Origin of the sequence: Lacrimispora sp. 38-1 (assembly GCF_049890855.1) — a bacterium.
GTDB lineage: Bacteria > Bacillota > Clostridia > Lachnospirales > Lachnospiraceae > Lacrimispora.
Genome location: NZ_JBANEW010000095.1, coordinates 254,822 through 280,133 on the forward strand (window position 1 = coordinate 254,822; position 25,312 = coordinate 280,133).

Annotated in this window: 30 protein-coding genes and 1 other annotated feature; of the genes, 23 read left to right on the forward strand and 7 right to left on the reverse strand. The window is 39.3% G+C overall.

From position 1 onward, the window contains the following. The first annotated feature begins 118 nt into the window (after positions 1-118). From V7D18_RS24985 to V7D18_RS25015, 7 genes are all read left to right on the forward strand, one after another. Positions 119-1,024, forward strand: coding sequence for an energy-coupling factor transporter ATPase (locus tag V7D18_RS24985; RefSeq protein WP_288828655.1), 906 nt, complete (start codon positions 119-121; stop codon positions 1,022-1,024). After that, a complete protein-coding gene (locus V7D18_RS24990; RefSeq protein ID WP_426158474.1) occupies positions 1,014-1,862 on the forward strand; it encodes an energy-coupling factor transporter ATPase in 849 nt (282 codons plus the stop codon). Before V7D18_RS24985 ends, V7D18_RS24990 begins: the two co-directional genes overlap by 11 nt. 13 nt (positions 1,863-1,875) lie before the next feature. Continuing rightward, positions 1,876-2,688, forward strand: a complete 813-nt coding sequence (locus V7D18_RS24995) for an energy-coupling factor transporter transmembrane component T family protein (RefSeq protein ID WP_426158475.1) — start codon at positions 1,876-1,878, stop codon at positions 2,686-2,688. 16 nt (positions 2,689-2,704) lie between these two features. After that, positions 2,705-3,745 (forward strand): tRNA pseudouridine(38-40) synthase TruA, encoded by a 1,041-nt coding sequence (gene truA, locus V7D18_RS25000; protein WP_426158477.1) that lies wholly within the window; start codon positions 2,705-2,707, stop codon positions 3,743-3,745. 261 nt (positions 3,746-4,006) lie between these two features. Further along, the gene (gene rplM, locus V7D18_RS25005; RefSeq protein ID WP_117417290.1) at positions 4,007-4,441 is read left to right on the forward strand and encodes a 50S ribosomal protein L13; all 435 of its coding nucleotides are present in this window, start codon (positions 4,007-4,009) and stop codon (positions 4,439-4,441) included. Positions 4,442-4,469: 28 nt separating this feature from the next. Next, positions 4,470-4,862: a 30S ribosomal protein S9 gene (rpsI, locus tag V7D18_RS25010; protein ID WP_104439428.1), complete on the forward strand. Its 393-nt coding sequence runs from the start codon at positions 4,470-4,472 to the stop codon at positions 4,860-4,862. 314 nt (positions 4,863-5,176) lie between these two features. Next, complete coding sequence (locus V7D18_RS25015; RefSeq protein WP_426158480.1) at positions 5,177-5,494, forward strand: helix-turn-helix domain-containing protein; 318 nt, start codon at positions 5,177-5,179, stop codon at positions 5,492-5,494. A gap of 319 nt (positions 5,495-5,813) precedes the next feature. Here the strand turns inward: V7D18_RS25015 and V7D18_RS25020 are convergent, their stop codons facing one another. Next, a complete protein-coding gene (locus V7D18_RS25020) occupies positions 5,814-6,707 on the reverse strand; it encodes a LysR family transcriptional regulator (protein WP_426158481.1) in 894 nt (297 codons plus the stop codon). Positions 6,708-6,829: 122 nt separating this feature from the next. On the opposite strand from V7D18_RS25020, the gene V7D18_RS25025 reads away from it, so the two are divergent. From V7D18_RS25025 to V7D18_RS25040, 4 genes are all read left to right on the forward strand, one after another. Continuing rightward, positions 6,830-7,861 (forward strand): homoserine dehydrogenase, encoded by a 1,032-nt coding sequence (locus V7D18_RS25025; RefSeq protein ID WP_426158483.1) that lies wholly within the window; start codon positions 6,830-6,832, stop codon positions 7,859-7,861. 191 nt (positions 7,862-8,052) lie between these two features. Further along, on the forward strand, positions 8,053-9,069 hold the full coding sequence (locus V7D18_RS25030; protein ID WP_426158485.1) for a transglutaminase domain-containing protein: 1,017 nt from the start codon (positions 8,053-8,055) through the stop codon (positions 9,067-9,069). Between the two features lie 74 nt (positions 9,070-9,143). Continuing rightward, positions 9,144-10,004: an RNA polymerase sigma factor gene (locus V7D18_RS25035; protein ID WP_426158487.1), complete on the forward strand. Its 861-nt coding sequence runs from the start codon at positions 9,144-9,146 to the stop codon at positions 10,002-10,004. Then, positions 10,001-10,318 (forward strand): hypothetical protein, encoded by a 318-nt coding sequence (locus tag V7D18_RS25040; RefSeq protein ID WP_426158489.1) that lies wholly within the window; start codon positions 10,001-10,003, stop codon positions 10,316-10,318. Before V7D18_RS25035 ends, V7D18_RS25040 begins: the two co-directional genes overlap by 4 nt. Positions 10,319-10,327: 9 nt before the next feature. Here V7D18_RS25040 and V7D18_RS25045 read toward each other — a convergent pair whose 3' ends face one another. Next, a complete protein-coding gene (locus tag V7D18_RS25045; RefSeq protein ID WP_426158490.1) occupies positions 10,328-11,230 on the reverse strand; it encodes a helix-turn-helix domain-containing protein in 903 nt (300 codons plus the stop codon). A 152-nt stretch (positions 11,231-11,382) separates the two neighbouring features. On the opposite strand from V7D18_RS25045, the gene V7D18_RS25050 reads away from it, so the two are divergent. Together V7D18_RS25050 and V7D18_RS25055 are read left to right on the forward strand one after the other, a co-directional pair. Next, the gene (locus V7D18_RS25050; RefSeq protein ID WP_426158491.1) at positions 11,383-11,523 is read left to right on the forward strand and encodes a hypothetical protein; all 141 of its coding nucleotides are present in this window, start codon (positions 11,383-11,385) and stop codon (positions 11,521-11,523) included. Between the two features lie 200 nt (positions 11,524-11,723). Further along, a complete protein-coding gene (locus tag V7D18_RS25055; RefSeq protein ID WP_426158493.1) occupies positions 11,724-12,386 on the forward strand; it encodes an HAD family hydrolase in 663 nt (220 codons plus the stop codon). Here V7D18_RS25055 and V7D18_RS25060 read toward each other — a convergent pair. Then, on the reverse strand, positions 12,356-13,507 hold the full coding sequence (locus tag V7D18_RS25060; RefSeq protein WP_426158495.1) for an alpha/beta hydrolase family protein: 1,152 nt from the start codon (positions 13,505-13,507) through the stop codon (positions 12,356-12,358). The genes V7D18_RS25055 and V7D18_RS25060 overlap by 31 nt on opposite strands. Before the next feature lie 141 nt (positions 13,508-13,648). On the opposite strand from V7D18_RS25060, the gene V7D18_RS25065 reads away from it, so the two are divergent. The 3 genes from V7D18_RS25065 to V7D18_RS25075 all read left to right on the forward strand — a co-directional run bounded on the left by V7D18_RS25065 (position 13,649) and on the right by V7D18_RS25075 (position 15,749). Then, a complete protein-coding gene (locus V7D18_RS25065) occupies positions 13,649-14,194 on the forward strand; it encodes a TetR/AcrR family transcriptional regulator (RefSeq protein WP_426158496.1) in 546 nt (181 codons plus the stop codon). Positions 14,195-14,269: 75 nt separating this feature from the next. Continuing rightward, positions 14,270-14,854: a PadR family transcriptional regulator gene (locus V7D18_RS25070; protein WP_426158497.1), complete on the forward strand. Its 585-nt coding sequence runs from the start codon at positions 14,270-14,272 to the stop codon at positions 14,852-14,854. 88 nt (positions 14,855-14,942) lie between these two features. Further along, complete coding sequence (locus tag V7D18_RS25075; RefSeq protein WP_426158499.1) at positions 14,943-15,749, forward strand: flavodoxin family protein; 807 nt, start codon at positions 14,943-14,945, stop codon at positions 15,747-15,749. Here the strand turns inward: V7D18_RS25075 and V7D18_RS25080 are convergent. Then, a complete protein-coding gene (locus V7D18_RS25080; protein ID WP_426158501.1) occupies positions 15,746-16,498 on the reverse strand; it encodes an AraC family transcriptional regulator in 753 nt (250 codons plus the stop codon). The two genes, V7D18_RS25075 and V7D18_RS25080, sit on opposite strands and share 4 nt — an antisense overlap. A 137-nt stretch (positions 16,499-16,635) precedes the next feature. Between V7D18_RS25080 and V7D18_RS25085 the strand changes: the two genes are divergently transcribed. From V7D18_RS25085 to V7D18_RS25115, 7 genes are all read left to right on the forward strand, one after another. Further along, on the forward strand, positions 16,636-17,655 hold the full coding sequence (locus V7D18_RS25085; RefSeq protein ID WP_426158503.1) for a glycoside hydrolase family 5 protein: 1,020 nt from the start codon (positions 16,636-16,638) through the stop codon (positions 17,653-17,655). 109 nt (positions 17,656-17,764) lie between these two features. Then, positions 17,765-18,017, forward strand: a binding site (T-box leader). A 111-nt stretch (positions 18,018-18,128) separates the two neighbouring features. Next, positions 18,129-19,340, forward strand: a complete 1,212-nt coding sequence (gene tyrS / locus V7D18_RS25090) for a tyrosine--tRNA ligase (RefSeq protein WP_426158505.1) — start codon at positions 18,129-18,131, stop codon at positions 19,338-19,340. A 410-nt stretch (positions 19,341-19,750) separates the two neighbouring features. Then, entirely contained in the window at positions 19,751-20,761 is a 1,011-nt protein-coding gene (gene rsgA, locus V7D18_RS25095) for a ribosome small subunit-dependent GTPase A (RefSeq protein ID WP_426158507.1), read from the forward strand. Beyond that, the gene (locus tag V7D18_RS25100) at positions 20,762-21,751 is read left to right on the forward strand and encodes a GNAT family N-acetyltransferase (RefSeq protein WP_426158509.1); all 990 of its coding nucleotides are present in this window, start codon (positions 20,762-20,764) and stop codon (positions 21,749-21,751) included. It abuts the gene before it with no gap. A 57-nt stretch (positions 21,752-21,808) separates the two neighbouring features. Further along, positions 21,809-22,666 (forward strand): AAA family ATPase, encoded by an 858-nt coding sequence (locus V7D18_RS25105; protein WP_426158511.1) that lies wholly within the window; start codon positions 21,809-21,811, stop codon positions 22,664-22,666. Positions 22,667-22,705: 39 nt separating this feature from the next. Next, a complete protein-coding gene (locus tag V7D18_RS25110; protein ID WP_426158512.1) occupies positions 22,706-23,164 on the forward strand; it encodes a GNAT family N-acetyltransferase in 459 nt (152 codons plus the stop codon). Between the two features lie 16 nt (positions 23,165-23,180). Beyond that, positions 23,181-23,459, forward strand: a complete 279-nt coding sequence (locus V7D18_RS25115; protein WP_426158513.1) for a YciI family protein — start codon at positions 23,181-23,183, stop codon at positions 23,457-23,459. An 82-nt stretch (positions 23,460-23,541) separates the two neighbouring features. Here the strand turns inward: V7D18_RS25115 and V7D18_RS25120 are convergent, their stop codons facing one another. The 3 genes from V7D18_RS25120 to V7D18_RS25130 form a co-directional block, all read right to left on the reverse strand. After that, on the reverse strand, positions 23,542-24,429 hold the full coding sequence (locus V7D18_RS25120; protein WP_426158515.1) for a sigma-70 family RNA polymerase sigma factor: 888 nt from the start codon (positions 24,427-24,429) through the stop codon (positions 23,542-23,544). A 142-nt stretch (positions 24,430-24,571) separates the two neighbouring features. Continuing rightward, entirely contained in the window at positions 24,572-25,147 is a 576-nt protein-coding gene (locus tag V7D18_RS25125) for a 50S ribosomal protein L25/general stress protein Ctc (RefSeq protein ID WP_426158517.1), read from the reverse strand. After that, positions 25,129-25,312, reverse strand: a 184-nt coding sequence (locus tag V7D18_RS25130) for a hypothetical protein (protein WP_426158519.1), incomplete at its 5' end; no start/stop codon positions are given. The genes V7D18_RS25130 and V7D18_RS25125, both read right to left, overlap by 19 nt.

A 25,312-nucleotide genomic window follows, 5' to 3' on the forward strand; every position in this document is an offset into this window, starting at 1 on the left:
TTCTTGCTTTTATTCCTGTGTTTTTGCAAAAGATACTTACCGATGCTTGACTGTTATGCAATATTCAACTAAAATTATGTGGCATACGGATGTATCACTTTTTAAAGAAAGGTTTACTATGGGAATAATTAAAACGTCTAAACTGATATTTGATTATATCAGAAAAGATGAAGAAGAAAATATTGAAGAAATTAAACGTGCCATCGACGGTGTGAGCCTGGATCTGGAAAAGGGCCAGTTCATTGCGGTCCTTGGTCATAATGGATCTGGTAAATCAACCTTTGCAAAACAGCTCAATGCCATATTGCTGCCTACCGAAGGTACGGTATGGATTCAGGATTTAGATACTTCCAGGGAAGAGAATCTCTGGGAAGTCCGCAAGAAGACAGGAATGGTTTTTCAGAATCCGGATAATCAGATCATTGGAAATATTGTAGAAGAGGATGTGGGATTCGGCCCTGAGAATCTTGGTGTGCCTACAGAGGAGATCTGGAAACGGGTGGACGAGAGTTTAAAAAGCGTGGGAATGGCTGCATACCGCTTAAAGTCCCCTAACAGGCTGTCTGGTGGTCAGAAGCAGCGGGTTGCCATAGCAGGTGTAATGGCCATGAGACCTCAGTGTATCGTATTAGATGAACCTACAGCCATGTTAGATCCTAACGGACGCAAAGAGGTGGTTAAAACGGTTCATGAACTGAACCGGAAAGAGGGGATTACGGTTCTTCTTATCACCCATTACATGGAAGAGGTAACAGGTGCTGACAGAGTCATTGTTATGGATGAAGGCAGAGTGGTCATGGATGGTACGCCCCGTGAGATATTCTCTCAGGTGGAGAAGCTTAAATCCTACCGGCTGGACGTTCCCCAGGTCACAGAGCTTGCTTATGAGTTAAAACAAAAAGGCCTTGACCTGCCTGATGGGATATTGACACTGGATGAGCTGATGGAGAACCTTCTACCCCGGTTTGCAGAACGTTTTCCCGGAGAAGTGATTCTGGAGAACGGAGGAAGCCATGGCAATTAAAGCAGAGCATATCAATTATATCTATGGAAAAGGGACTGCTTTTGAGCAGCATGCATTAAAGGATGTGAACTTAGAGATACAGGATGGAGAATTCGTGGGGCTGATCGGTCATACCGGTTCCGGAAAGTCCACCTTAATCCAGCATTTAAACGGACTGCTCCGTGCAACAGATGGAAAACTATATTATAATGGAAGTAATATTTATGATGACGGCTATGACCTCAGGGCTTTGAGAAGTCATGTAGGACTTGTGTTTCAGTACCCCGAGCATCAGCTTTTTGAAATTGATGTATTTACCGATGTCTGCTTTGGGCCTAAAAATCAGGGGCTGAACAAGGAAGAAACGGCCAAACGGGCGAGAGAAGCGCTTACCATGGTAGGTCTTGATGAAAGTTACTATAAACGTTCTCCCTTTGAACTTTCCGGAGGTCAGAAAAGGCGTGTTGCAATCGCTGGCGTTCTCGCCATGAATCCGGATGTTCTGATTCTTGATGAGCCCACAGCCGGGCTGGATCCAAAAGGGAGAGATGAGATTCTGGATCAGATCAGCAGGCTTCATAAGGAACGGAACATGACTATTATTTTGGTCTCTCACAGCATGGAAGATGTGGCCCGGTATGTAGACCGGATTCTGGTCATGAATCATGGAGAAAAGGTGTTTGACGATACACCAAAGGAAGTGTTTCAGCATTATAAGGAACTGGAAGCAATGGGCCTGGCAGCTCCTGAGATCACCTATGTGGTTCAGACGCTGAAATCCCACGGTGTTCCCATTGATACCAGCATTACAACAATAGAAGAAGCCAGAGACGAGATTTTAAAGCTTCTGGGAAAATAGACAGGGAGATATTATGCTGAAAGATATTACATTAGGGCAGTATTATCCAGTGGAATCCATTCTTCATAAGCTGGATCCCCGGACAAAGCTGTTTGGGACCATGGTTTTTATCATATCCCTATTTATTGCAAATGATATCTGGGCTTATGTGATAGCTACTGTGTTTCTAGCAGCGGCCATAAAGCTCAGTAATGTACCTTTTAAGTTTATGGTCAGAGGCTTGAAGGCGATTGTATTTCTGCTTCTGATCAGCGTCAGCTTCAATCTGTTTCTGACACCCGGCAAGGCAGTTCTGGCTTTGGGATTTTTAAAGATCACAAAGGAAGGAATTATGGTGGCTGGGTTTATGGGAATCCGGCTGATTTATCTGGTAGTGGGATCTTCTATCATGACCCTCACGACCACTCCGAACCAGCTGACTGACGGTCTGGAGAAGAGTCTTGGATTCTTAAACCGTTTCCGTGTACCGGTGCATGAGGTATCCATGATGATGTCCATTGCGCTGCGCTTCATACCGATTCTGGTGGAAGAAACTGATAAGATCATGAAGGCGCAGATGGCAAGAGGTGCGGACTTTGAGACTGGGAATCTGATTCAGAAAGCGAAGAATATGATTCCTCTTCTGGTGCCTCTTTTTATCTCTGCGTTCCGCCGTGCCACAGATCTTGCCATGGCGATGGAAGCCAGATGCTACCGGGGCGGAGAAGGCCGGACGAAAATGAAGCCGCTTAAGTATGGAAACCAGGACAGAGTCACATATCTGGTGTATTTTATTTACCTTGCTGTCATCATAGGTCTCCGGATCCTGAGAGTGCAGAGCTTTTAAGAACAAAGGAGGATTTATGAAACGGGTTAAGATGATCGTTGCCTACGACGGAACCAATTACTGCGGCTGGCAGATCCAGAACAATGGAATCACCATTGAGGAGGTTTTAAACCGTACTCTGACAGACTTATTAAAGGAGCCGGTCACTGTAACAGGTGCCAGCAGGACAGATTCCGGAGTGCATTCGGAGGGAAATGTGGCAGTTTTTGATACAGAAAACCGAATGCCTGCAGACAAGATCTGTTTTGCCTTAAATCAGAGGCTGCCGGAAGACATTCGGGTGCTTCACTCGGAGGAAGTTCCGGGTAGTTACCACCCCAGGAAGCAAAACTGTGTTAAAACTTACGAGTATAAGATTATGAACCGGAAGATCGAAGTTCCGACTATGCGACTGTACAGCTATTTCTGTTACTTCCCTCTTGATGTGGAAAAGATGCGGGAGGGCGCGGCCTGTCTGATCGGAGAACATGATTTTAAAAGCTTCTGCACGGCCAGAGGGCAGGCAGAGGAAACGGTACGGACCATTTACAGTCTGGAGGTTTTAAAGACTGATGATCTTATTACAATCCGGATTAAGGGCAATGGATTTTTATATAATATGGTAAGAATTATTGCAGGAACACTGATGAAAGTGGGCATGGGAGTTTATCCTCCCGGGCATGTGGAGGAGATTTTAGACGCCAGGGACCGGAATGCAGCGGGACCGAAGGCTGCGGCGAAAGGTCTTACCCTGGTGAGCCTTGAGTATGAAAAAGAACTTGAGAAAGAAATTAAGGGTGAAAATAAGGAGTGGAGTTATACTCTGTATCAGGATCGGATTGCATCTCATAAGGAAGCAGGTCTGGTGATCCACAGATGCAGGGAAGAGGATTTTGAACGGCTTCTGATCCGTGTCGTGCATCAGGCGGTAAGAAACGGAGCTCACACTGTTTTGGTAAAGGACGAAGAACAGGAAGGCCGGATTATTACAGGCAGGGCATATGGATTTTACAGCTTTTCACCTGACGAATCAGGAAATGGATGGATGGTAACTGGAAACCAGTCTGCAAAGCCTTGATTTTAAAGGAAAAAACCCCTGCTTTTACAGGAAAAAAGGTTGACACACAGGCCAAAATGTAATATAATGTATAACTGTGACGTTAGACGAAAATGTTCAAGCCAAGCCCCGGAATGAGCATTTTGTAATATAACTTTTGGAAAGTTGTTTTCAGCTTTTCGAGAATAGGTGCCGCTTTTCGCACCGTCTATCCGGTTATGAAAACATGTTTTCGTAATATGGAAATGCTTAAAAACACCATAATTTACAGGAGGTTGTCCAATGAAGACTTTTATGGCTAGTCCAGCAACAATTGAAAGAAAATGGTACGTAGTTGACGCTACAGGATATACATTAGGACGCTTGGCTTCAGAAGTAGCTAAAGTATTAAGAGGAAAGAACAAACCGATTTACACACCACATATGGATTGCGGTGATTATGTAATCGTAGTGAACGCAAATAAGATTGAAGTTACCGGTAAGAAGTTAGATCAGAAGATTTACTACAGCCATTCTGACTATGTTGGCGGTATGAAAGAAACAACTTTAAGAGAAATGATGGCTAAAAAGCCTGAAAGAGTTATTGAATTAGCAGTTAAGGGAATGCTTCCAAAGGGACCTTTAGGAAGAAGCATGATAACAAAACTTCACGTATACGCTGGCGCAGAACATGATAACGCTGCTCAGAAACCAGAAGTTTTAGAATTCAAATTTTAATCAGAGGTGCTGAAAGGAGGAAGTTATCATGGCTAATGCAAAATTTTACGGAACAGGTAGAAGAAAAAAATCTATCGCTAGAGTATATTTAGTACCAGGTACAGGTAAGATCACCATCAATAAGAGAGACATCGATCAGTACTTCGGTCTTGAGACATTAAAGGTTGTTGTTCGTCAGCCATTAACAGCAACAGAGACAGTAGATAAGTTTGACGTTTTAGTAAACGTACACGGCGGTGGTTTCACCGGACAGGCTGGTGCAGTAAGACACGGTATCGCTAGAGCTTTACTTAAAGCAGACATCGAATTCCGTCCAGTTCTTAAAAAAGCTGGATATTTAACAAGAGATCCAAGAATGAAAGAAAGAAAGAAATACGGCTTAAAGGCAGCTCGTCGTGCGCCGCAGTTCTCAAAGAGATAATATTTGCATATTTAATAAAAATGCAAAAACCCCGAAAATGCTTATATTTTTGGGGTTTTCTTGTGTTACAGGCAGTAAAGAAGCAACCACAAAAAGCCACAAAAAACTCGCGTAGAGAACATACAGAGAACACACAGAGAAGGTAGATGCAGACGCTGCGGAAGGAAACTTACACTACATGCTTGCAAGAAACAAAAAGGAAAGACTGAAAAGTTTGAATTAGAGAAAGCCATCCAAAGAGCAAAAGTAGCAGGGTTTACCGTTTGAAAAGCGGTAAACCTAAATGATAAATATAAAAGTTAGGAGTGTTGTATATGCCATTTCAAAATGTGACGGATGTAATTTTAAATGAAGAGGCTCAAGAGTTAGAGAAAATGTGTACAGAGAACCCGGAAGTCATGAAGTCAGTCAGCGAGTTCGACAAAGAATTTGAATTAAGATTGAAACTCATTGAGGCAAGAAAAAAGGCAGGACTGACACAGAAAGAAGTGGAGGAAAGATCTGGTTTAGCGCAGCAGGCTATTAGCAGAATAGAAACAGATAACAAAATAAGCCCAAGCATTAAAAGCCTTATTAAATATGTTGATGCAATTGGGTATGAGTTAACCCTATCACCCAAGAGTAATCGGTAACATTACAGCCTTGACAATGCGCCCGTTTTGACACCCTGTACAGGTCTGTTTAACTATGTTATAATTTTTACAATTCAAAACTTTACAAATTATAGTACGGCATTTTCAGTCAAGGAGATAGCCGTACTATTTTTATGCCTGGAGGTGGTAACATTGACACTTATGAAGTATTGCAACAGTAACGGATACAACAAGTTAGTGCCGCAAGGTGTGCGTTAATTCGCAGCACATACGATGATTGAGTTCTATAAAGCTTGAGTTTATCGAAAAGCTGGTGAAAAACATCGAAGAACTTCTCTAGGCGTTTGTTTAAACTGCATCACATATTTGGTAGACTGGATTGCAGATGATGTAGAAATTCTTTCATAGCGGATGTTGGAATTTTATTCTTATGATAAAAAATTTGACAATACATATTTAAATGAAAATCCCTAATATTAACGACGGCTAGTTTTTTCGTGTATAACTCGTATTGAATAGAAAACTCTGGCAAAACAGAAAGGCATAATCCGGATTCTACAAACTTTTTTATGATTTCAGTATTTCCGATCTCTAAAAAGACATGGTAAGGGATAGCTTGTGATTGAAGTAAATTTTCAAAATAATTGCGATAGCTACAGTTTTGTTCCGTAAATATAAAAGTGCAATTTTTTAAAGAAGAAAAATGAATAGACTGATTTTTTTGTATTAAGGAATGGTTAGGTGAAGCAATGAGTTTGATTGCATTTGGAAATTCCAAAGCCTTAAGCCAATTTTTATTTGTGATTGAATCGTCAAAAGTCCAAAGTAAGTCTATTGCATTGTTATTTAATAATGATGAAAGCTCTTCATAGGTTCCTATTTTTATAATAGTATTTACCTGTGGATATTTATTATAAAACTCATGAATTAGTTTGGGTAGATAGGTTATACATAGTGATTCTAAGACTCCGATGATTAATTGCCCAGATGGGATTGGATTATCTGATAAAGAAAGCTTAGCATTTTCAACTAATAACCTAATCGAACCTGCATATTCAATAAATTCATTCCCGTGTTCTGTGAGAGATATTTTTTTCCCAATTCGGTTAAATAATGTGCAATGTAATTCATTTTCTAATTGTTTGATTTGCATTGTTATATTGGACTGAGAGTAGCCTAGTTCAATAGCTGCTTTTGAAAAACTTTTAAGTTCTGCAACTTTTAAAAATGATATGATATTACGTATTTCCATGAGGTCTCCTATCAAAATATTTGAATTATAATATTACAACTATTAATTTTACTTATTATAAATGTGATGATACTATTTCATTATGTCATAGTCAAGTACATTTATTTAGGAGGGTTTTAATAATGAAAAAAGTAGGTGTTGCTTTTATAGGGTTTGGAACTGTAGGAGAGGAAGTATTTAAATTATTAAAAGAGAGTCATTTATTGGGGGATAATAAATTTGAAATTGAGTTTGAAGTACATGCAATTTTCGTAAGAGATATTAATAAAAAAAGAATTGTTGATGTGTCAGATATACACATCACATCAAACTATCTAGACATAATTAATAATCCTGATATTCAAATTTGTATTGAGTGTATGGGAGGAGCAGCTGCTAATAAAATGGTTGAAATTGTTGAAGCAGCTATAAAAAAGGGGAAACATATTGTTATGTCAAGCAAAAAAGGATTTGCTCATAATATGAGTTATATAATTGATTTGGCAAGTTATTATAATGTTCAGTTACGTTTTGAAGCTACTGTTGGTGGGGCTATTCCGATATGTCGTACTCTAATGAGCATGTCAAGTACAGACGATATAAGTAGAATGTATGGTGTAATAAATGCTACGACCAATTATGTGTTATCTTTAATGGAAAAAGGGGATATTGATATGGATAAAGCTATAGATATTGCTAAAAAAAAGGGCATCACGGAAAATGATTCATCAGAAGATATTGATGGATGGGATGCTGCTTATAAGATGAAAATATTGACGGGAATCGGGATGAAGGTAGATATTAATTGTAGCGAAATAAATCCAGTTTCGATGAATACTTATAAAAATGAAAAGATGTTTAAGAATACAATTATTAGGCAAATTTTTTATGTAGAAAGAAATGATAATAAAATTTCATATTATATTGGACCAGTCGAACTAGAAAAAACTAATATGATGTATAATGTGAGGGATAATTACAATATTGTTTTTGTAGACAGTAGAAGCAGTGGGACAAGAGCATATTATGGAAAGGGCGCGGGTGGAAAAGAAACTGCATCAGCAATGCATGAAGATTTATTAGATATTATTAAGCATAATTATTGGTTAGAATTATCTGAAAAGGCTATATGTGAAAAATTGAATGTAAATAAAATAAATTTAGTGCTATCATAGACTTGAATTCGCTTTTGGAGTATAGGGGATAGAAAGATATGTTTTGAAACGTCCATAAGTTACGGAATATCAAAGTAAAGTAATATCAGATGAGGATATGAAAAAAATGGGAACGGACTGTAATGATGAAGCATACTGGTGGCTTGCCTTTGATTGGGAAAATTACAGATACAAAAGGGAGAAACGGTTAAATGGAACCATATTACTATAGTCAAATGAATAAGCAGCATCAAAGAATCTATCAGGTTATCAAGAGTGGCCTGGAGTCTCTTTCACAGAGTTTTGATGTACAAAGAGTCGATGGGGCCGAGCTCAGCGATATCTTTTTTAAGTTGAGGCTGGATTGCCCGGAGATATTCTATGCTTCGACATTTCAATATTCCTTCTACGATAACTCTACGTTAGTAAAGATGAAGCCGGTTTATTTATTTGATAAGAATAAAATCAGAGAGCATCAGGTGGCAATGACAGCCAGGGTGGAAAAGCTTTCCAGGGTGGTAAAAGATAAAAGTGACTGGGAAAAGGAACAATACATTCATGATTTTATCTGTGAAAATGTGACTTACGATAAGCTGAAGAAACAATATTCACATGAAATTCTGGGTCCATTGGGGCAGGGAGTAGGCGTTTGTGAAGGAATTGCAAAATCAGTGAAGATTCTTTGTGATCAGCTTTCTATTCCCTGTATTGTTGCCATTTCAGAAAATAATCCGGAAAAGAATATCAAATACCGGCATGCATGGAACGTGGTCCGAATCAATGGGGTGTGGTATCATTTGGATGCCACATTCGATAATACGTTAGGAAAAAAAGAATTAAGATATGATTATTTCAACCTTGATGATAAGAATATCTTTAAGGATCATGAGACTGTGATATACAAAGTTCCGGAGTGCGGCGATGGCAATCATTTCTTCTATAAAGAGAAGAAACTTTCATTCACCAGATTGGAAGATATAGCAAAACGCTGCCAGCAGGCAATCAAAAAAGGAAAGGTCTTAACCTTTCATTGGAGGGGAGGATATCTCACCAGGGCGGTCATGGAGGAATTACTGGAAATTATTGCAGGAGCGGGCAGGGAGAAAGGCAGACACAGTCAAATTTCTATAAACTGGCCTCAGGCAATTATTCGCGTGAAATTCATTGAAGAGCAGGTGGAAGATTCCATTAAGATGGAAGACGCTTATGAAGAAGAGAATGAAAGTTAATAAAAATATTTTGTCACAACTGCCAAGTTCTGGCTGTCTAATTATAGACACATAAAATTAAGGAGGAACAAGTCATGCAAAGCGAAATATTTCTTTTATTTGACAGGGCAGTGGAAGGGGATAAGGAGGCCCTTGAAGGACTGATTCTAAGCGTACAGGATATGATTTATAACCTGTCTCTTCGAATGCTGGGAATGCCTTGTGATGCAGAGGATGCGACGCAGGAAATTATTATTAAGGTTATTACTCAGCTCTCTGCATTTCGGAAAGAGAGTGCATTTTCCACATGGGTGTATCGCATCGCAGCCAACTATTTAATTAATTACAAAAAGTCTATGTTTGCACAGCATCAGCTCAGCTTTGAGTTTTACGGGCTGGATATTGATAATGGGTTCATTCATAACACGAATCAATTAACGCAAAACGTGGACGAGAATCTTCTGGCTGAAGAGTTAAAACATTCCTGTACCAATGTTATGCTTCAGTGCCTTGACCCGGAAAGCCGTCTGATCTATGTTCTTGGTGTTATGTTTAAGGTGGACAGTAAGATTTGCGGTGAAATTCTGGAAATTTCACCGGAAGCATACCGCCAGCGCCTGTCACGCATTCGAAAACAGGTTGGAGAGTTTTTAAGTGAATATTGTGGTTTGTCTCAGACAGGCAAATGTAATTGTAAGAAGCGGGTGGGATATGCCATACATACGAGAAGGTTAGATCCCCAGAATTTAGAGTATAGTAATATGTCCAGAGCTGATGAAAATACGATTTTAAATTTCACTCAGGCAATGGAAGAAATGGACCAGATGTCATTTGTTTTTGCACAGCTTCCAAAATACCGTTCACCAGATGTGATCCATAAATTTATTAAAGATCTTCTGGATACCTATGCAATGAGAGTTATTGCCGGAAATGCAGGGGAGGAAATAACCGTATGAAGGAATTTTTATTAACGTTACTAATTGGTATAGCGGCAGGTGTTGTTGATGTGATGCCAATGATAAAAATGAAGCTTGATAAATATTCGATTGCTTCTGCATTTGTATTTTATCTGATTCTTCCATTTATCATATTTAATATTAAATTAAATGGAATTGCATGGTGGTTAAAAGGCGGAATGGTTGGATTGGGTTTAGCATTACCAGTTATCATTCTTGCGGCCAGGGAAGATAAAAAATCAACAGTGCCGATGACCGTCATGTCAGCTGTATTGGGAACAGTGATTAATACCGCAGGTCATTATTTAATTTAAAATGGTGTTTTAGAGCCGGTTTTCCTGTATTGCAGCGCGGTACTCCGTAGGGGTGGCACCTACCAATGCCCTGAACTGTTTCGTGAAATAGCTGGGGCTGGAAAAACCACAGTCAAAAGCGATTTCTGTTATGGGGGCATCTGTGGTTGAAAGCTGTTCTGCAGCTCTAAAAAGACGCCTCCGCTGAATATACTCCATCGGGCTGTAATGCAGATACCGGCTAAAGATACGCTGACATTCTCTGGTACAGATATTTGCCGTATCTGCAATTTCTTTAACCGTCATTACACTTCTTAAATTTCCGTCAATCCATTCTAACATTTGCTTCAAACGGGATTCCTGCAGAGTTGGCATTCTGCGGGAGGGCATGGTCTGATGCTTTTCCTTTGTGTACAGCAATATTTTTGACAGCGCTTCCCGAACTTCAAATTCATATCCGTATTTCTCCTCTTTACAGGCAGTAAAGGCTGCTTCAAACTGCTGAAAAAATGCTTCATCTCCTGCCTCTTTTTGAAATTTCAGAAAATCCGGTCCTGCATCCAATAAGGGGCGGACATACATTGTGTCAAAGACACTTCCAGGGGTACCTCCTATGATGCCAGAATCAAATACAAAGGAATGATAGGTACAGGGGGAAGGTACAGCTGCGGCAAAAGAATGCAGTACTCCGGTGTTAATAAAGTACCCTTCCCCCGCTTCCGCGTGATATATATTATCTCCGATCTGAATTAGCACGCTGCCCTGCAATAAAAGAAAGACTTCTAATTCCCGGTGCCAGTGGGAAGGGATACAATCAGCAATATATTGGTGGATATCCCCTTTATTTGCATACATATTAAAAAGCTGTAAGCCTTGTTCCTGCAATTCCTTCCTGTGACAATCTGTTGAAACAAAAGTTCTGTTCCGTATCATAAAATACCCCTCTTTTGTCGCTTTTTTTATAGTATATGACGTTTCTGTGAAAGCAGCAATGGGATTTTACGCTTATAATAAAAATAAAATATACAGATAGAATCGTGGATTTCGGGTGCTGCATCTGTAAATGATAAAAAGGGAGGATTTTCATGCAGTCGGATTACAAAAGTCGCGTTCTTGATATGACAAAGGGCAGTCTGCTTCAGGCTGTTGGCAACAGCTTTACTCCGCTATGCGAAGCGCTTTACTGGGGATGGGGCGTCCGGTTTTGCCGCTTTTATGCAGTGTGATCGAACTGATAGGAAAAGTCTGGTTTTCGCTTTGGGCTGTACCTGTCTGGGGGTACATAGCCGTGTGTGTCTGCGAACCTGTCTTATGGGTGATCTGTGCTCTGGTTATTTTGACAGCTCCGATTGTTTATCGCAGAGAATTTGCTTAAGACAGCCTCCGCTTTGGTTATCATTTATTTAAAAAGAGAAAGGGAAAGATTATGATAAAAGCAGTTATTTTTGATTTGGACGGATTGATCATTGATAGTGAAGTCATTTCATATCAATTATATCAGGAGCTATTAAATAAATATGGGTATTCCTTTACCATAGAGGACTATGCGCAAAATTACAGCGGAAAAACAGAATTAGGAAATATGGAAGCGATTGTAAAGAATTATCAGCTGCCTGTTTCTATACAGGAAGGATTAGATTTTACTTTGTCAAGGGAGAAAGAGTATTTCATAAAAGGAGTTTCATTAAAATCTGGTGTCAGAGAGCTGTTGGATTATTTAAAGAAAAATAAATATAAAATTGCTTTGGCTTCCTCCAGTACCAGAGAGAGAGCTTTGTATGCTTTGATACAACATGGAATTGAAAGTTATTTTGATGAAATGGTATTTGGTACGGAAGTAGAAAAAGGTAAACCAAATCCGGATATATTTCTGAAAGCATGTGAAAAAGTAAAAATTCATCCTGAAAACTGTCTTGTCCTGGAAGATAGCGAGGCTGGAATACAGGCTTCTTATTCTGCCGGTATTCCTGTGATCTGCGTGCCTGATATGAAAAAGCCTGCGATAAAATTTCAAAAGATGACAGAGTTAATTCTGCCATCTTTACTGGAAGTGATATTTTATTTAGATAAGAAAGCTGTAACCGTATGATTCATCCAATGCAGTATTTCGTCAACCGCTAACTGATAATTTCCGGTCTGGCAGTGCTGTTCCCCTCCCTCTGCCTCTGTAAACATCCTTGTGGAAAGACTTTTTGCATGTTTGATTTTATCTGACAGGCGGTAAAACTGGTCATTGGGGATATAATGGTCCTTTTCACCGGCAAGCAGCAGTACATGGCAGGTAAGCTTATCACATACATCCTGGGGCAGGGAGTGTTTTAATAATTCTCTGTAAAAATCATAGGGCGTTTTCGTTCCTGTTATGTACATTCCCTGCATCATCGCCCAATCGGCAATCAGGCTTTTTTTTCTGAGAAATCGAAGAATCAGGTTTGCTGTTCGCTTTTTCCGGTGCATTACAAAATATCTTACCATATATTTGAGCATAGAGGGGAATATGTTAGTCATGCAGAGAAAACCATTTTCAAGAACATCAAAAGCAGCCACTGCGTTAATTCTTGGTTCAAAAGCCGCGGCTCTGACCGCCAGATATCCGCCCCAGGAGATGCCAATCATAGTACAGGATTTTACATTATAATAATCCAGTACACAGGAAGTCGGTTTTTCCCAGTCCGCCATGAATTTCAGCCCGTTTTTTAATGTTTTCCCCTGCCCTCCGCCTTCAAACAGTATTACGGTGAAGCCATTGTTTGTATAGTCAATGATGGCAGGAACAAATTCTTCAATAAAGGAATCGTAACCACCACATACTAATAAAATACTTTTTTCATTTTCGCTTTTAAAACAGATACTATGCATGTATGAATTCATAAAGGGTATTTCGTGTATTGAATAGTTTAGTTTCATTTGCCTGAATGCCAGATGAAAATATTTATAGGATTCTTCATACATATGATTTTTCTGAGGGTGATCTTCATTTAGAAAAAATTCAGCCATTCTGTAGGCATAAGCTGTACGCAAATACTGGGTAGTATTCCTGTAGTAATCAGCCAGATCCGACCACACGTTATACCATGTTGCCAGGTCTCTGATGCCCCGCGTTTTTTCAATGATTTTCTCTGCATCGCCAGCAGCATCGCCGTAAGCTAATACCCGGTTAATCTGAAAATCAAGCTGCTGAATTCCTGTTATATTCTTTATATAAGCCATTTCTTATTCCTCCTTTTTCTAATATGTTACAATTGACGCATATTACGAAACTTATTATAATGATCCGGTATGGACTTTACAATGGTATTGATTATTGTGTTACAGATTCATGGGAATCGTGACAGATTAGGGGAAAATAAAATGAATAAAATGAATTACAGAATTGCGCTGCAATCGAGAAAGATGTTGATGGATGGTTTAATTAAGCTTATGGAGACATATGATTTTTCTATGATTACCGTGACTCAGATTTGTCAGGAAGCGGGATTGTCGCGCAGAACTTTCTATCGATTATATAATACCAGGGAAGATGTTTTAGATGAATATATGAGTATGCTGGCAGAGGATTTTATTCATATGGTGGCCCACGTATCTCCTCATCACTATACTGAAGTTGCTGCTATTTATTTTGAATTCTGGAAACAGCATGGAAATTTTTTAAATCTGCTTAAAAAGAATAAAATGCTTGAAATAATTTACCGTTTATCAGGGGAAATAGCACCGGTTATCTTTCAAAAAGTGAAGCCTGATATGAAACTCGATGACTTGACACTTTCCTATTCTTTATCCTATAGTCTTGGAGGTTTAAATGGAATGCTGATCAGATGGGTGGAAGAGGGTATGAGGCTGTCATCGGAGCAGATAAAGTCAATTCTGGAGGGCACACTTCAAATTGCCGTGATTTAATTGGCAGATAAAAGACTTGATATTATCCAACGTTGGATATATAATTGATTTAACTTTACTGGTGAGGTGCTTTCGATGGTACAATTATTTATTCTTTTCTTTTTTAGTGTTAAGTCTGCACATGGCTATGAAATTCAAAGGTTTATTAGTCTGAACCGTATGTCTGAATGGAATAATATAAAATCCGGTTCGATCTACTATGCAATTAAAAAATTGGAAAAAGACGGCTACATCCGCATGATTGATAAACCGGAAGAAGGAGAAAAGAAAAAGCAGATATATGAAATAACGGAAAGAGGCAGAGACATACTTAAGAAACTGGCATTTAATGAGATGAGTAAACCTTTGCAGGGAGCAGCATCGGAAAAATTTCTTCTGTATCCCATTATTGCCAGCCTGCAAAAGGAAGAAATAATACAAGGTGTGGAAAAACATATCAGTGATTTAGAAGAGCAGAAGATTCGGATTAATGATTGGAGAAAAGAGAAGGAACAAAAAGCCTGTTCAATGGAAGTTATAACATTAGATTATATGATAACAACTGTAGACAGTCAGATAATCTGGCATAAAATGATGTTAGAAAATCTGGACAATATCATTCAGGATACAAATAAGATTGTAAAGCTGATTAAAGAAACAGATTTTATGAAATATGAATGATAAGTAATTAACCATGCACCAAAATGATAGATCGTTTTGGTGTAAAAAAATATGAATATATCCAATGTTGGATAGTAAGGAGTAAAATATGAATGTTTTGGTTATTTCGGGAAGTCCGAGAAAAAAAGACAGTTACCTCATATGCATGGAGATCAGAAATGAATTAAAGAAGTACGATTCTGAAATTGACTTTGAGTATTTACAATTGAGTGAGTCTTATATTGAGGAATGTAAGGGCTGTGGTATCTGTTTTCAAAAAAGTGAATTATTATGTCCCTGCAGAGAGGATGAGATTGGAATGATAAAAGAAAAGATGAAGAAAGCAGATGCAGTCATTATATCCAGCCCCGTTTATGCATATCAGGTTACTGGGCAGTTGAAAAAGTTTATTGATCGTTTGTCTTATCTATTTCACAGACAGGAACTATGCCAAAAACCTGTACTTATAGTGGTAACGACAGATGGCGGGGGGAGTAAACAGGTCTGCAGGTATTTGAAAATGACGGTATCCGGCTGGGCAATGGACCTGGTTGGTGATGTACAGATAATTTCACCGATGTATTTTGAAAACAGGGAACCAAAAGGGGTTTTCAAGTATAATAAGCGTACCTTTGAGAAAGGACAGAAGAAAATTAGAACCTTATCAAAAAAATTATATGAGAAAATGAGTCAACGCAATAAAAAAGCACCTACATATTATGATATAGTTCTATTTAACTGCCTGCGAAGTAAAATATATACATCAGATGCAGACCGTATGTATTGGAAAGAGAAGGGCTGGATTGATGCCCCTTACTTTTATGATGTGGATTTAAATCCGATAAAACGTGTTTTTGGAATGATAATGAAGCGGCTCATTGATACACTTGGGAAAAAAATATCTTCCAGAAGTTAGTCCACTCCTCCCATCTCTGTATTACGAAAGTTGAGATTTCGATATTTCAAAGGTGTCATGCCTGTTTTCTTATGGAAAATTTCTGTAAAATAGCTCTGATTTGGAAAAGCTAAAACAGAGGAGATTTCTGAAGGTGTATAGTCGGAATAAATCAGCATATTCCGGGCTGTCTCGATTTTCTTATCCTGAATATACTGGCTGACTGTCATACCGGCTTCTTTCTTAAAAAGACGGGATAAATAGGAAGGATTTAAATCTACAAGAGACGCAAGTGTCTCTATGGTGATCCGGGTATGCAGGTTGTCCAGGATGTAGTCAATGCATGCTGAAATATGCCTGGATGTAACTTTGTTTTTCCGCAGATTCTTCATACGTTTCGCATAGTCCAGGCACATGACAGGATGAAGCGCGGCAATATCCTCCCGTTTCGTACAGCCGTCAGCTTTTAGAATATAGAAATCACTGAGACCATAGGCGGTTGACAGTTCCATTCCTCCCTCCATACAATATCTGGCGACCATAGCGGCAGTAATAGCAAAATGGTATTTTATATTTTGAAGGGAATTGACAGAAAGAGTGCCAAGTCCTTTTTTGGATAAAAGAGACTCCTGGCAGAGCTCCTTTACTTTTGCGGTGTTGCCCGATTTTATTACTGAATAGAATTCCTGCTCAGGGGTATAAGGTGCCCGGATAAGATTGTTTTCTCTTCTCACAAATTCCTGAAAAGCAAGTTCCTTTTTAATATTCATTGTTGAGATCCTCTTTATGCGGTTATTTTCTTTTGATATTATATCATGAAAACAATATAAAAGAAAAGAAAACGATATCTTTTGCCAGTAATATCAGATAGTATAAAGCTATCAGAAAGGAAAGGCAGTGAGGCAGTATGAAACTGAAAAGAGGGCTTAATTTAGGGGGATATTTATCTCAGTGTACTCACAATATGCATCATTACAGTACATTTATCGGGAAATCGGATATTGAACAGATAGCAGCATGGGGGTTTGATCATATCCGGTTACCCATTGATTACGAGGTTTTGGAAGATAAGGAAGGCAATCGTATAGAAGAAGGGTATGAACTTGTCCGTTCTGTATGTGACTGCTGCAACGATAACAGACTGGATGTAATTCTTGATCTGCATAAGGCATATGGCTACGATTTTAATGATGCCGGAAACAGGCAGAAGAATGACTTGTTTCATAATCCATATTTGCAGGACCGTTTTGTCAGCCTGTGGAACAGCATTGCGGCAGAGTTTAAAAATCGTGATAACGTCTCCTTCGAATTGCTGAATGAGGTTGTAGAAAAGGAAAATGCATTGCTTTGGAATGATCTGATCGACAAAACGGTATCAGCAATACGGAAAATTGATTCATGTGTACCCATTATTTATGGAGGAATTCAGTGGAATAGTGCAAGTACATTAAAATTACTAAAAATACCAGAAGATAAGAATATTATCTTTACCTTTCACTTTTATGAGCCGCTTCTGTTTACCCATCAAAAGGCGCACTGGGTCAGACAGATGGACCCCCACAAGGATATTTTTTATCCCGAAAGTATGGATTATTACCGGTCACAGTCTGCCGTACTGGGAGAGCAGGGAGAGGCTGTCTTAAATTCAACGGCTGAAACTATGGGGAAACAATTCTTAGAGGAGATGGTAAAAGAAGCGGTTCTGGCAGCGGAGAAGGCAGGTACTCAGCTGTACTGCGGAGAATTCGGAGTGATTGATCAGGCACCGGTTTTGGATACGCTGGGGTGGTTTCGTGATGTACATGCTATATTTGAAAAATATCAGATCGGATGTTCCATATGGACTTATAAAGAGATGGATTTTGGACTGACTGGGAAACATTATGAGGAAATCAGGGAAGATCTGATTCAATTATGGACGAAATAACGCAAAATTATTTCTCAATCCTGGTCTTGACGAATCAAAAAAAGCATGATAATATTTGTTCAATTAAATATTTGCATTACAAAGAATTATAAAATAATTCGGAGTATAAGAAAAGGCTATGAAAAGAAAGAGTAGCATTTTCAATTCCAAACAGAAAGATGCCGGTTGATGAGAGGCTCATGGATAGAAAGTGTGAATACATCTTGGAGCTGCGCACCGAACCGATTTAAGAAGTAGGCTGCGACGGAGAGCACACCGTAATCAGGTGCAAGGGTATCGCCAGGGCCGTACCCGATGAGGTAGACAATGTGAGTTGTCTATAAACTTAAGGTGGTAACACGAGAGTAACTCTCGTCCTTTTGGAAACATGAGGACGGGAGTTTTTTTATTTGATTTAACTCAGCTCTTTGTTTTCTGGATTTCTTATAGAGCATGCAAATATTAATAATAATATTACAAGGAGAGTTTGAGTTATGTTAACACCAAAAGAACAGATGCGTATGATCTGCAAAGGGGTTCACCAGTGTGTGAATGAAGAGGAGCTGCTTGTCAGACTGGAAAAATCTTATAAGCAGGAAGAACCATTGATCATTAAGTTAGGACTTGATCCATCCGCACCGGATATTCATCTGGGGCACGCTGTAGTTTTAAGAAAGATCAGGCAGATGCAGGAGCTGGGACATCAGGCAGTTATTATCATCGGGGACTTTACAGGGAAAATAGGGGATCCGACGGGGAAATCAAAAGGCAGAGTGGCATTAACTAATGAGAAAGTGAAGGAAAATGCACTGACTTATTGTGAACAAATATTTAAAATACTGGATAAAGAGAAAACAATGGTAAGATTTAACAGTGAGTGGCTTTCAAAGCTGAATTTTGAAGATGTCATCAAACTGGCTGCGACGTCAACGGTTGCGAGAATGCTGGAACGGGATGATTTTCAAAACCGTTATAAGAATGGTGTTCCTATCGGTATCCATGAATTTTTTTACCCACTCATGCAGGCTTATGATTCTGTGGAAATAAAAGCAGATATTGAATTAGGAGGGACAGATCAGACCTTTAACATTCTGATGGCGCGCACATTACAGAAATCAATGGGGATCGAACAGCAAATTGCTTTATTTATGCCAATTCTGGAAGGACTGGATGGTGTGGAGAAAATGAGCAAAAGCTTAGGAAACTATATCGGGGTAAGTGAGCCGGCAGAAGTTATGTTTAAGAAGGTGATGGAAGTACCGGATGATTTGATAATCAGATATTATGAGCTGGCAACAGATGAACATCCGGATGAAATTGACAGGGTAAAAACGGAATTATCAAATGGAGCCAATCCGCGGGATATTAAGTTCCAATTAGCAAAAATTATTACAGGGCTTTACCACGAGGAGGAAGAGGTGCAAAGTGCCATTTCTTACTATGATATGGCGTTCAGTAAAAAAGCAATTCCAGATAATATCCCCATATTGCTTTTGGATCTGGAGAAAGATACGGTAAATGACAGTATTCCCGGTCTGATTGAACTGGGATATATTAAAAGCAAAAGTGAATTTATCCGACTGATCAGACAAGGTGGAATTCAGATCAATGGTGAGAAAATGAATGAAGATGAAATAAACAATGTCCTGTTTAACGGAGATGTCATGAAGATTGGCAAAAAAAGATTTGTAAAAATTAATAAGTAATTTTATAAGCAGACCTCCCGCCAGATTTTTGCGGGAGGTTTGAAAGTATAGATTGACGTTGCTGAAAAAATGTGCTATCTTATTTGTAATTGGAAGTGTTATTACCAAAATAACCCATTAGCGGACCTGAAAGGAGAATGTGATATGTCAGATGTATTATTTGTAAAAGAGGTAATGAATGAATAACTGAATATTGGGCATATGACAATTATGTTTAATATGCCGCCTGTAGACTCTTATATATCGCTTAACTCTGTTAAACACACGATAAGATGTGTTTTTTTTGTGCCTTTTTTTGGAAAGCCAACCGCAGTGACAGCCATAAGGGCTATTACCGCGGCATTTTTATGCCCTTTTTTAACCGTTGGCAATTTCATATGCCAACGAAAAACTGGAAGAGAGGTTGCTTTTTGAAAGAAAGAATGAAAGGTTTTATAACCGCGGTTCACAGGGAACGTTATGAAGTAAAAGTAAATGGGGAAGATTTGTATGCCAGATTAAAAGCGGGAATATATTTTATCGATCAATGCGAGGAAGAATTCCCAACCATTGGTGACAATGTGGAATTGGAGTATAACCCCCTGGGTGACTGTCTGATTATAAAGACACTGGAACGGAAATCTGCATTTTCCAGGAAAGATCCGGATGTGGGAATGGGGGAGCAGATTATCGCAGCAAATTTTGATTACGTGTTTATTTTAATGTCTCTGAACTATGATTTTAATTTAAAACGACTGGAGCGTTATTTGACCGCCTCGTGGCAAAGCGGTGGGCAGCCGGTTATTGTCCTCACAAAAGCAGACATTGCAGAAGAAACGGAAGAAAAACTGGAACTTGTAAAACAGATTGCTATGGGTACGGATATCTGCATGGTCAGTGCAGTGACAGGTGAAGGCATGGAGCAGCTAAAGCACTATCTGGAGCCTGATAAGACTACTGTATTCCTGGGATCATCTGGAGTGGGGAAGTCCACATTCACCAATTATCTGCTGGGAAGAGAGCTTATGAAAACTGGAGAAATCAGAGAAGATGATTCAAAAGGACATCATACAACTACCCACCGTCAGCTGTTTGTATTGGATAATGGGTCCAGGATTATTGATACACCGGGGATGAGGGAACTGGGAATGTGGATTGTGGACGACGGCATGGATTTCAGCTTTTCTGACATCAATGATTTAATTATGCAGTGCAGATTCAGTAACTGTACCCATAACGGGGAACCGGGGTGTGCAGTTGCTCAGGCAATGGAAGACGGTACATTGACAGAGAAAAGGTGGAAAAACTACCGGAAGATCCAAAAGGAGTCTAAGTTTCAGGCGGCAAAAGAAAGCAGGCAGCAGGCTGTTGTAAAAAAGAAGAGTAACAAAAAAAGGCAGGAGCATTATTCAAAAATGAATGAAACAGGGGGAGAATGGTAAATGAAGATTGTTAAGGCAGAAGAAGTACATGTGGAAGAAGCGCTGAAGTTAGCAACAGATGAATACAAAAGTGAGTGCAGGCAGATAAAACAATTGCCGGAGATTGACGTTACAAACCAGCTTAGAGAGTTGATTACCGGTTTATTCCGGAATAACTATGGAGTCGTTGCAATGATCGAGGGGGAAATGGCTGGATATCTTGCATTTACAGAACCCATCGAGGGATTCTTCGGAATATGCAGGGGCGCCTGTTCTCCGTTGGGCGGAAGTGCCTTTTCCGGTAATGACAGAGGAAAACTCTGCTCAAAGCTGCTGTCAGCAGCAATGGAACAATTGATGAAAGAAGCCCAGGTTACCAGTTTTGCTCTTAGCCGGTATGCTAATGATCCCTTCGTAGACCGGTCACTGGTATTAAATGGTTTCGGAATCCGGTGCAGCGATGCGGTTATGAGTTTGAATGAGTTTAAAATAAGAGAAACATCTCAGGATGATATTACTTTTACAGAGCTTATTGATGACGAAAAGAGACGTATTCTTGATTTAAGATATGGATTAGTAAAGCATTTGCTGGATTCACCGGTTTTCTATCCGACTGATATCCGCCAATATATGATGCGGTTTCCCGGAGAAAAAACGCGCGTATTTGCAGCATTAAAGGAGGATGAAGTGATTGGCTTTTTGGCAATACAGGATGAAGGAGAGAATTTTATCAGTGAAACTAATTCGATGATAAACATCTGCGGTGCATTTGTGAAAGAAGAATATCGGGGTAAGCATGTGGCGGATGATATGCTGTCTTATGTCTGCGATGTGTGTAAGAGGGAAGGGTTTCAATATCTTGGTGTGGATTGTGAGACCTTAAATCCTACTGCACTCCGCTTTTGGGGGAAATATTTTAAAAACTACACTTACAGTTATCACCGGAGGATTGATGAACGGGTCATCGGATATGAAGCATATTTGAAAAAAGAGTGGATATCTCATATTTAAAATAGTACAATAGTGGATAAAGCAGGCAGATAAAGCAGAAACAGGGGGAGTTTTATAATGATTTATTTATCACAATTTTCTTTTCCTGATATAGAAGTGGAATATAGCTTCACAATGGGAGAGAAACGAACTTGCTATGATACCTTTTATCCATTTCAGATTTTGTCAAAGAATCATTTGACAAGGCTGGATTTTGAGCCGGTTACGATTTTATATGGGGGCAATGGGTCGGGTAAGACAACCGCTTTAAATGTGATTGCAGAGAAGCTTTGCCTTACCCGTGAAGCCCTTTATAACCGGTCCAATTTTTTCAGAGACTACACGGATCTGTGTTCTTATGAAGTGGAAGAGCCGGTTACAAGAGACAGCCGGATTATAACCAGTGACGATGTCTTTGATTTCATGCTTAATATCAGGTCTTTGAATGAGGGGATCCATCAAAAGCGGGAAGAACTGTTTGATGAATACTTAGATTCAAAGTATTCCAGTTTTCAGATGAGATCTTTGGATGACTATGATCAGCTAAAGAAGGTTAACATGTCCCGCAGTAGTACCCAGTCCCGATACATCAGAAAGAACCTGATGGGGAACGTAAGGGAACACTCCAATGGGGAGAGCGCATATCTGTTTTTTTGTGAAAAGATTAAGGAAAATGGATTGTATTTACTGGACGAGCCGGAGAACAGTTTATCGCCGGGTCGGCAGCAGGAATTATTGAAATTTTTAGAAGATTCTGCACGGTTCTTTCATTGCCAGTTTGTTATAGCAACTCATTCCCCGTTTCTGCTGTCTATGAAGGGGGCAAAAATTTACGATATGGATGAGGATCCGGTTGATATAAAAAATTGGACAGAGCTTTCCAATGTGCAGGCTTATTATCAATTTTTTAAAAAGTATGAAAAAGAGTTTCAATAAGTGACAAATCACATGAAAAATATATTGGAGAGGATAGTTATGAATATATCATATAGGAAAGCACAAAAAGAAGATGCTGATTTATTAATTCAGATTTATAATGCAGCATTCTACGACGATTACATCAGGTATGGAGAATGTCCCGCTTACGGAAGGACCAGGGAACGTATGGAGGAATCCCTGAAAAAGTATCCTAAGGATATTATTTACTATGATGATATTGCTGTTGGTGTCATATCCGTAGAAGATAAGGGAAACGGAGAATATTATCTTGGCTGTCTTTGTATTATTCCTCCATACCAGGGAAAGGGGCTTGGTACTCAGGCAATTGATTATTTGCTGGGCAGTCATCCGGACTGGAATAAGATTACCTTAATTACACCGATAGATAAAGAAGAAAATGTTAGTTTCTATACAAAAAAATGCGGATTTAAAATTGATGGAAGTCAGATTGATGGAAACGTCCGGCTTGCACACTTTGTTATGGAGCGGACATAAAAAAGGAGATGGAACCATGTATGTTTATTTAATGAAAAACGAAAAACCTCTCAATGAAGAACTTATTAAGAGGCACGTAGAGCATTTGAAAAATCTGAAAAGCCAGGGGAAACTTGTACTTTGCGGACCGTTCACCGACTATCCGGGAGGAATGGTTGTTTTCCTGGCTAAGAATATGGAAGAAGCCACTGATATTGCGAAGGCAGATCCGTTTATTTCATCAGGGTGCAAGACATTCGAGATCAGAACATTGGAGCATGCAAATGAGGAAAATAATTATCTTTTAGAAGTATAAAAAGAGATGAAAAAATCAGGCAGACAGCATATTTTGCTGCCTGCTATTTCTGGCATCTGCAGTAGTGTGAATTTTACGCGGTTTACATAAAATCAATCAGAAATTTTCTGCGGTTTGGAGAGCGTAGTGTGCGTAAGGCCCGTGCTTCAATCTGCCTTATTCGTTCTCTGGTCACACCGATATGATTTCCCACTTCTTCCAGAGTATGGGGCATATATCCATTTAGACCAAATCTCATATTCATGACCATTTGCTCTCTCGGTTTTAACGATAACAATTGTTTATTAATTTCTTCTTTAAGCATAACATCGACCACACTTTCTTCAGGAGATAATATGGTTTTGTCTTCAATAAAATCACTTAAAAAGCTTGCATTATCGTCACCTATGGGAGTATCCAGTGAAATTGTTGATGCAGAATCTACCATAATCCGTTCTATTCTTTCCACAGAGAATCCTGTGATATCCGATACGTCCTGAGTTGTAAAGGAGTCCTGTTCCTGGTTCAGCTGACGCAGGGTACTATTTAACATGTTTACATCTTCTCTGTAATGAACTGGTAATCGGATTGTGCGGTCCTGCTCTGCAATTCCCCGGGTGACGGCCTGGCGAATCCACCATGTAGCGTAGGTGGAGAAACGGTATCCCAGTGTATAATCATACCGCTCAACAGCTTTCATGAGGCCAATATTTCCTTCCTGAATGAGGTCAAGCAGGGTTAGCGACTGAACATATGATTCATGCTTTTTTGCAATACTGACCACAAGCCTGAGATTCGAACAAATGAGTCTGTTTTTTGCTTTCTTGTTGCCTTGGGCGGAGAGCTGTGCAAGCTGGTATTCTTCCTCCTGGGTTAGTAAAGGTGCTTCCCCTGCCTGTAATAAATACATTTTTATGGGATCGTCTATATTTAAATCAAGTTGTTTTTCTAAAACCGCTGCATCCACATTCTGCTGTTTCATTTCTGACATTTGGTCCTCCTGTATTCATGATAGTTCCTGTACGTATCCGCTGCCTGCACCTCTTTTAATAAATAAAACACAGAGCCTCTCATGTCTTATTGCAATTTGACAATCAAGGCTCTTTTTGGAAGCACCCTTATTTTATGTATCGTTATTCAGCCGGCTGCTCCGCATCCGGTGCAGCCGCATATCTCTTTTCTGTAATTCTTAAAACAATGCTGTCTGTTTCTACCTGCAGATCAATGCGGTCACTTAAGAATTCGGGAATATCCCCCACTGTTATGATTGTTCCAACAGGCTTTCCCTCCAAATCTACAGTAACAGTATCAATCATATCTTCCGGCAAAGAAGCATATGGGATTTCCATCAGCATCTTATCCAGTACCCCGGTAACAAATTCGGCATTTTCTAAAATGACGTGTGCCAGGCTGTTTACCTTTGTCTTTGGGTCCAATGCCTGGAAATCAATATACTCAATTTTACTATCTGCGAAACATCTGCGGCTGTCCTTAATTTGTGTTATGATTGTCTGATCCTCTAATTTAAGCTGAATCTTGCTCCCCAGCCGTAGTTTACGAAGTAGTTTTTCAGCAGACTTCTCTTCCATTTGAATCGATATGGAATTAGGAAGGCTGCCTCCAAAAATGCAGCAAGGCACAATGCCTTTTCTCCGCAATTGTTTTGCCTTTAATTGTTCATTACGTTTTTCTACTGTAATAGTATCCATTGTGATCCTCCTCGTGAATTTTTTTGAATAAATTTGGCTGCTATTGAAAAAAGAAGGGCTTTCATGGTTTCATTATAGAATGAAACCAACAAAAGCCCTTCTTCAATAGACGGTTCTTTTTTATTCAAGTAATATAAGTATATCACATATGCCAGAGAAAAGCAA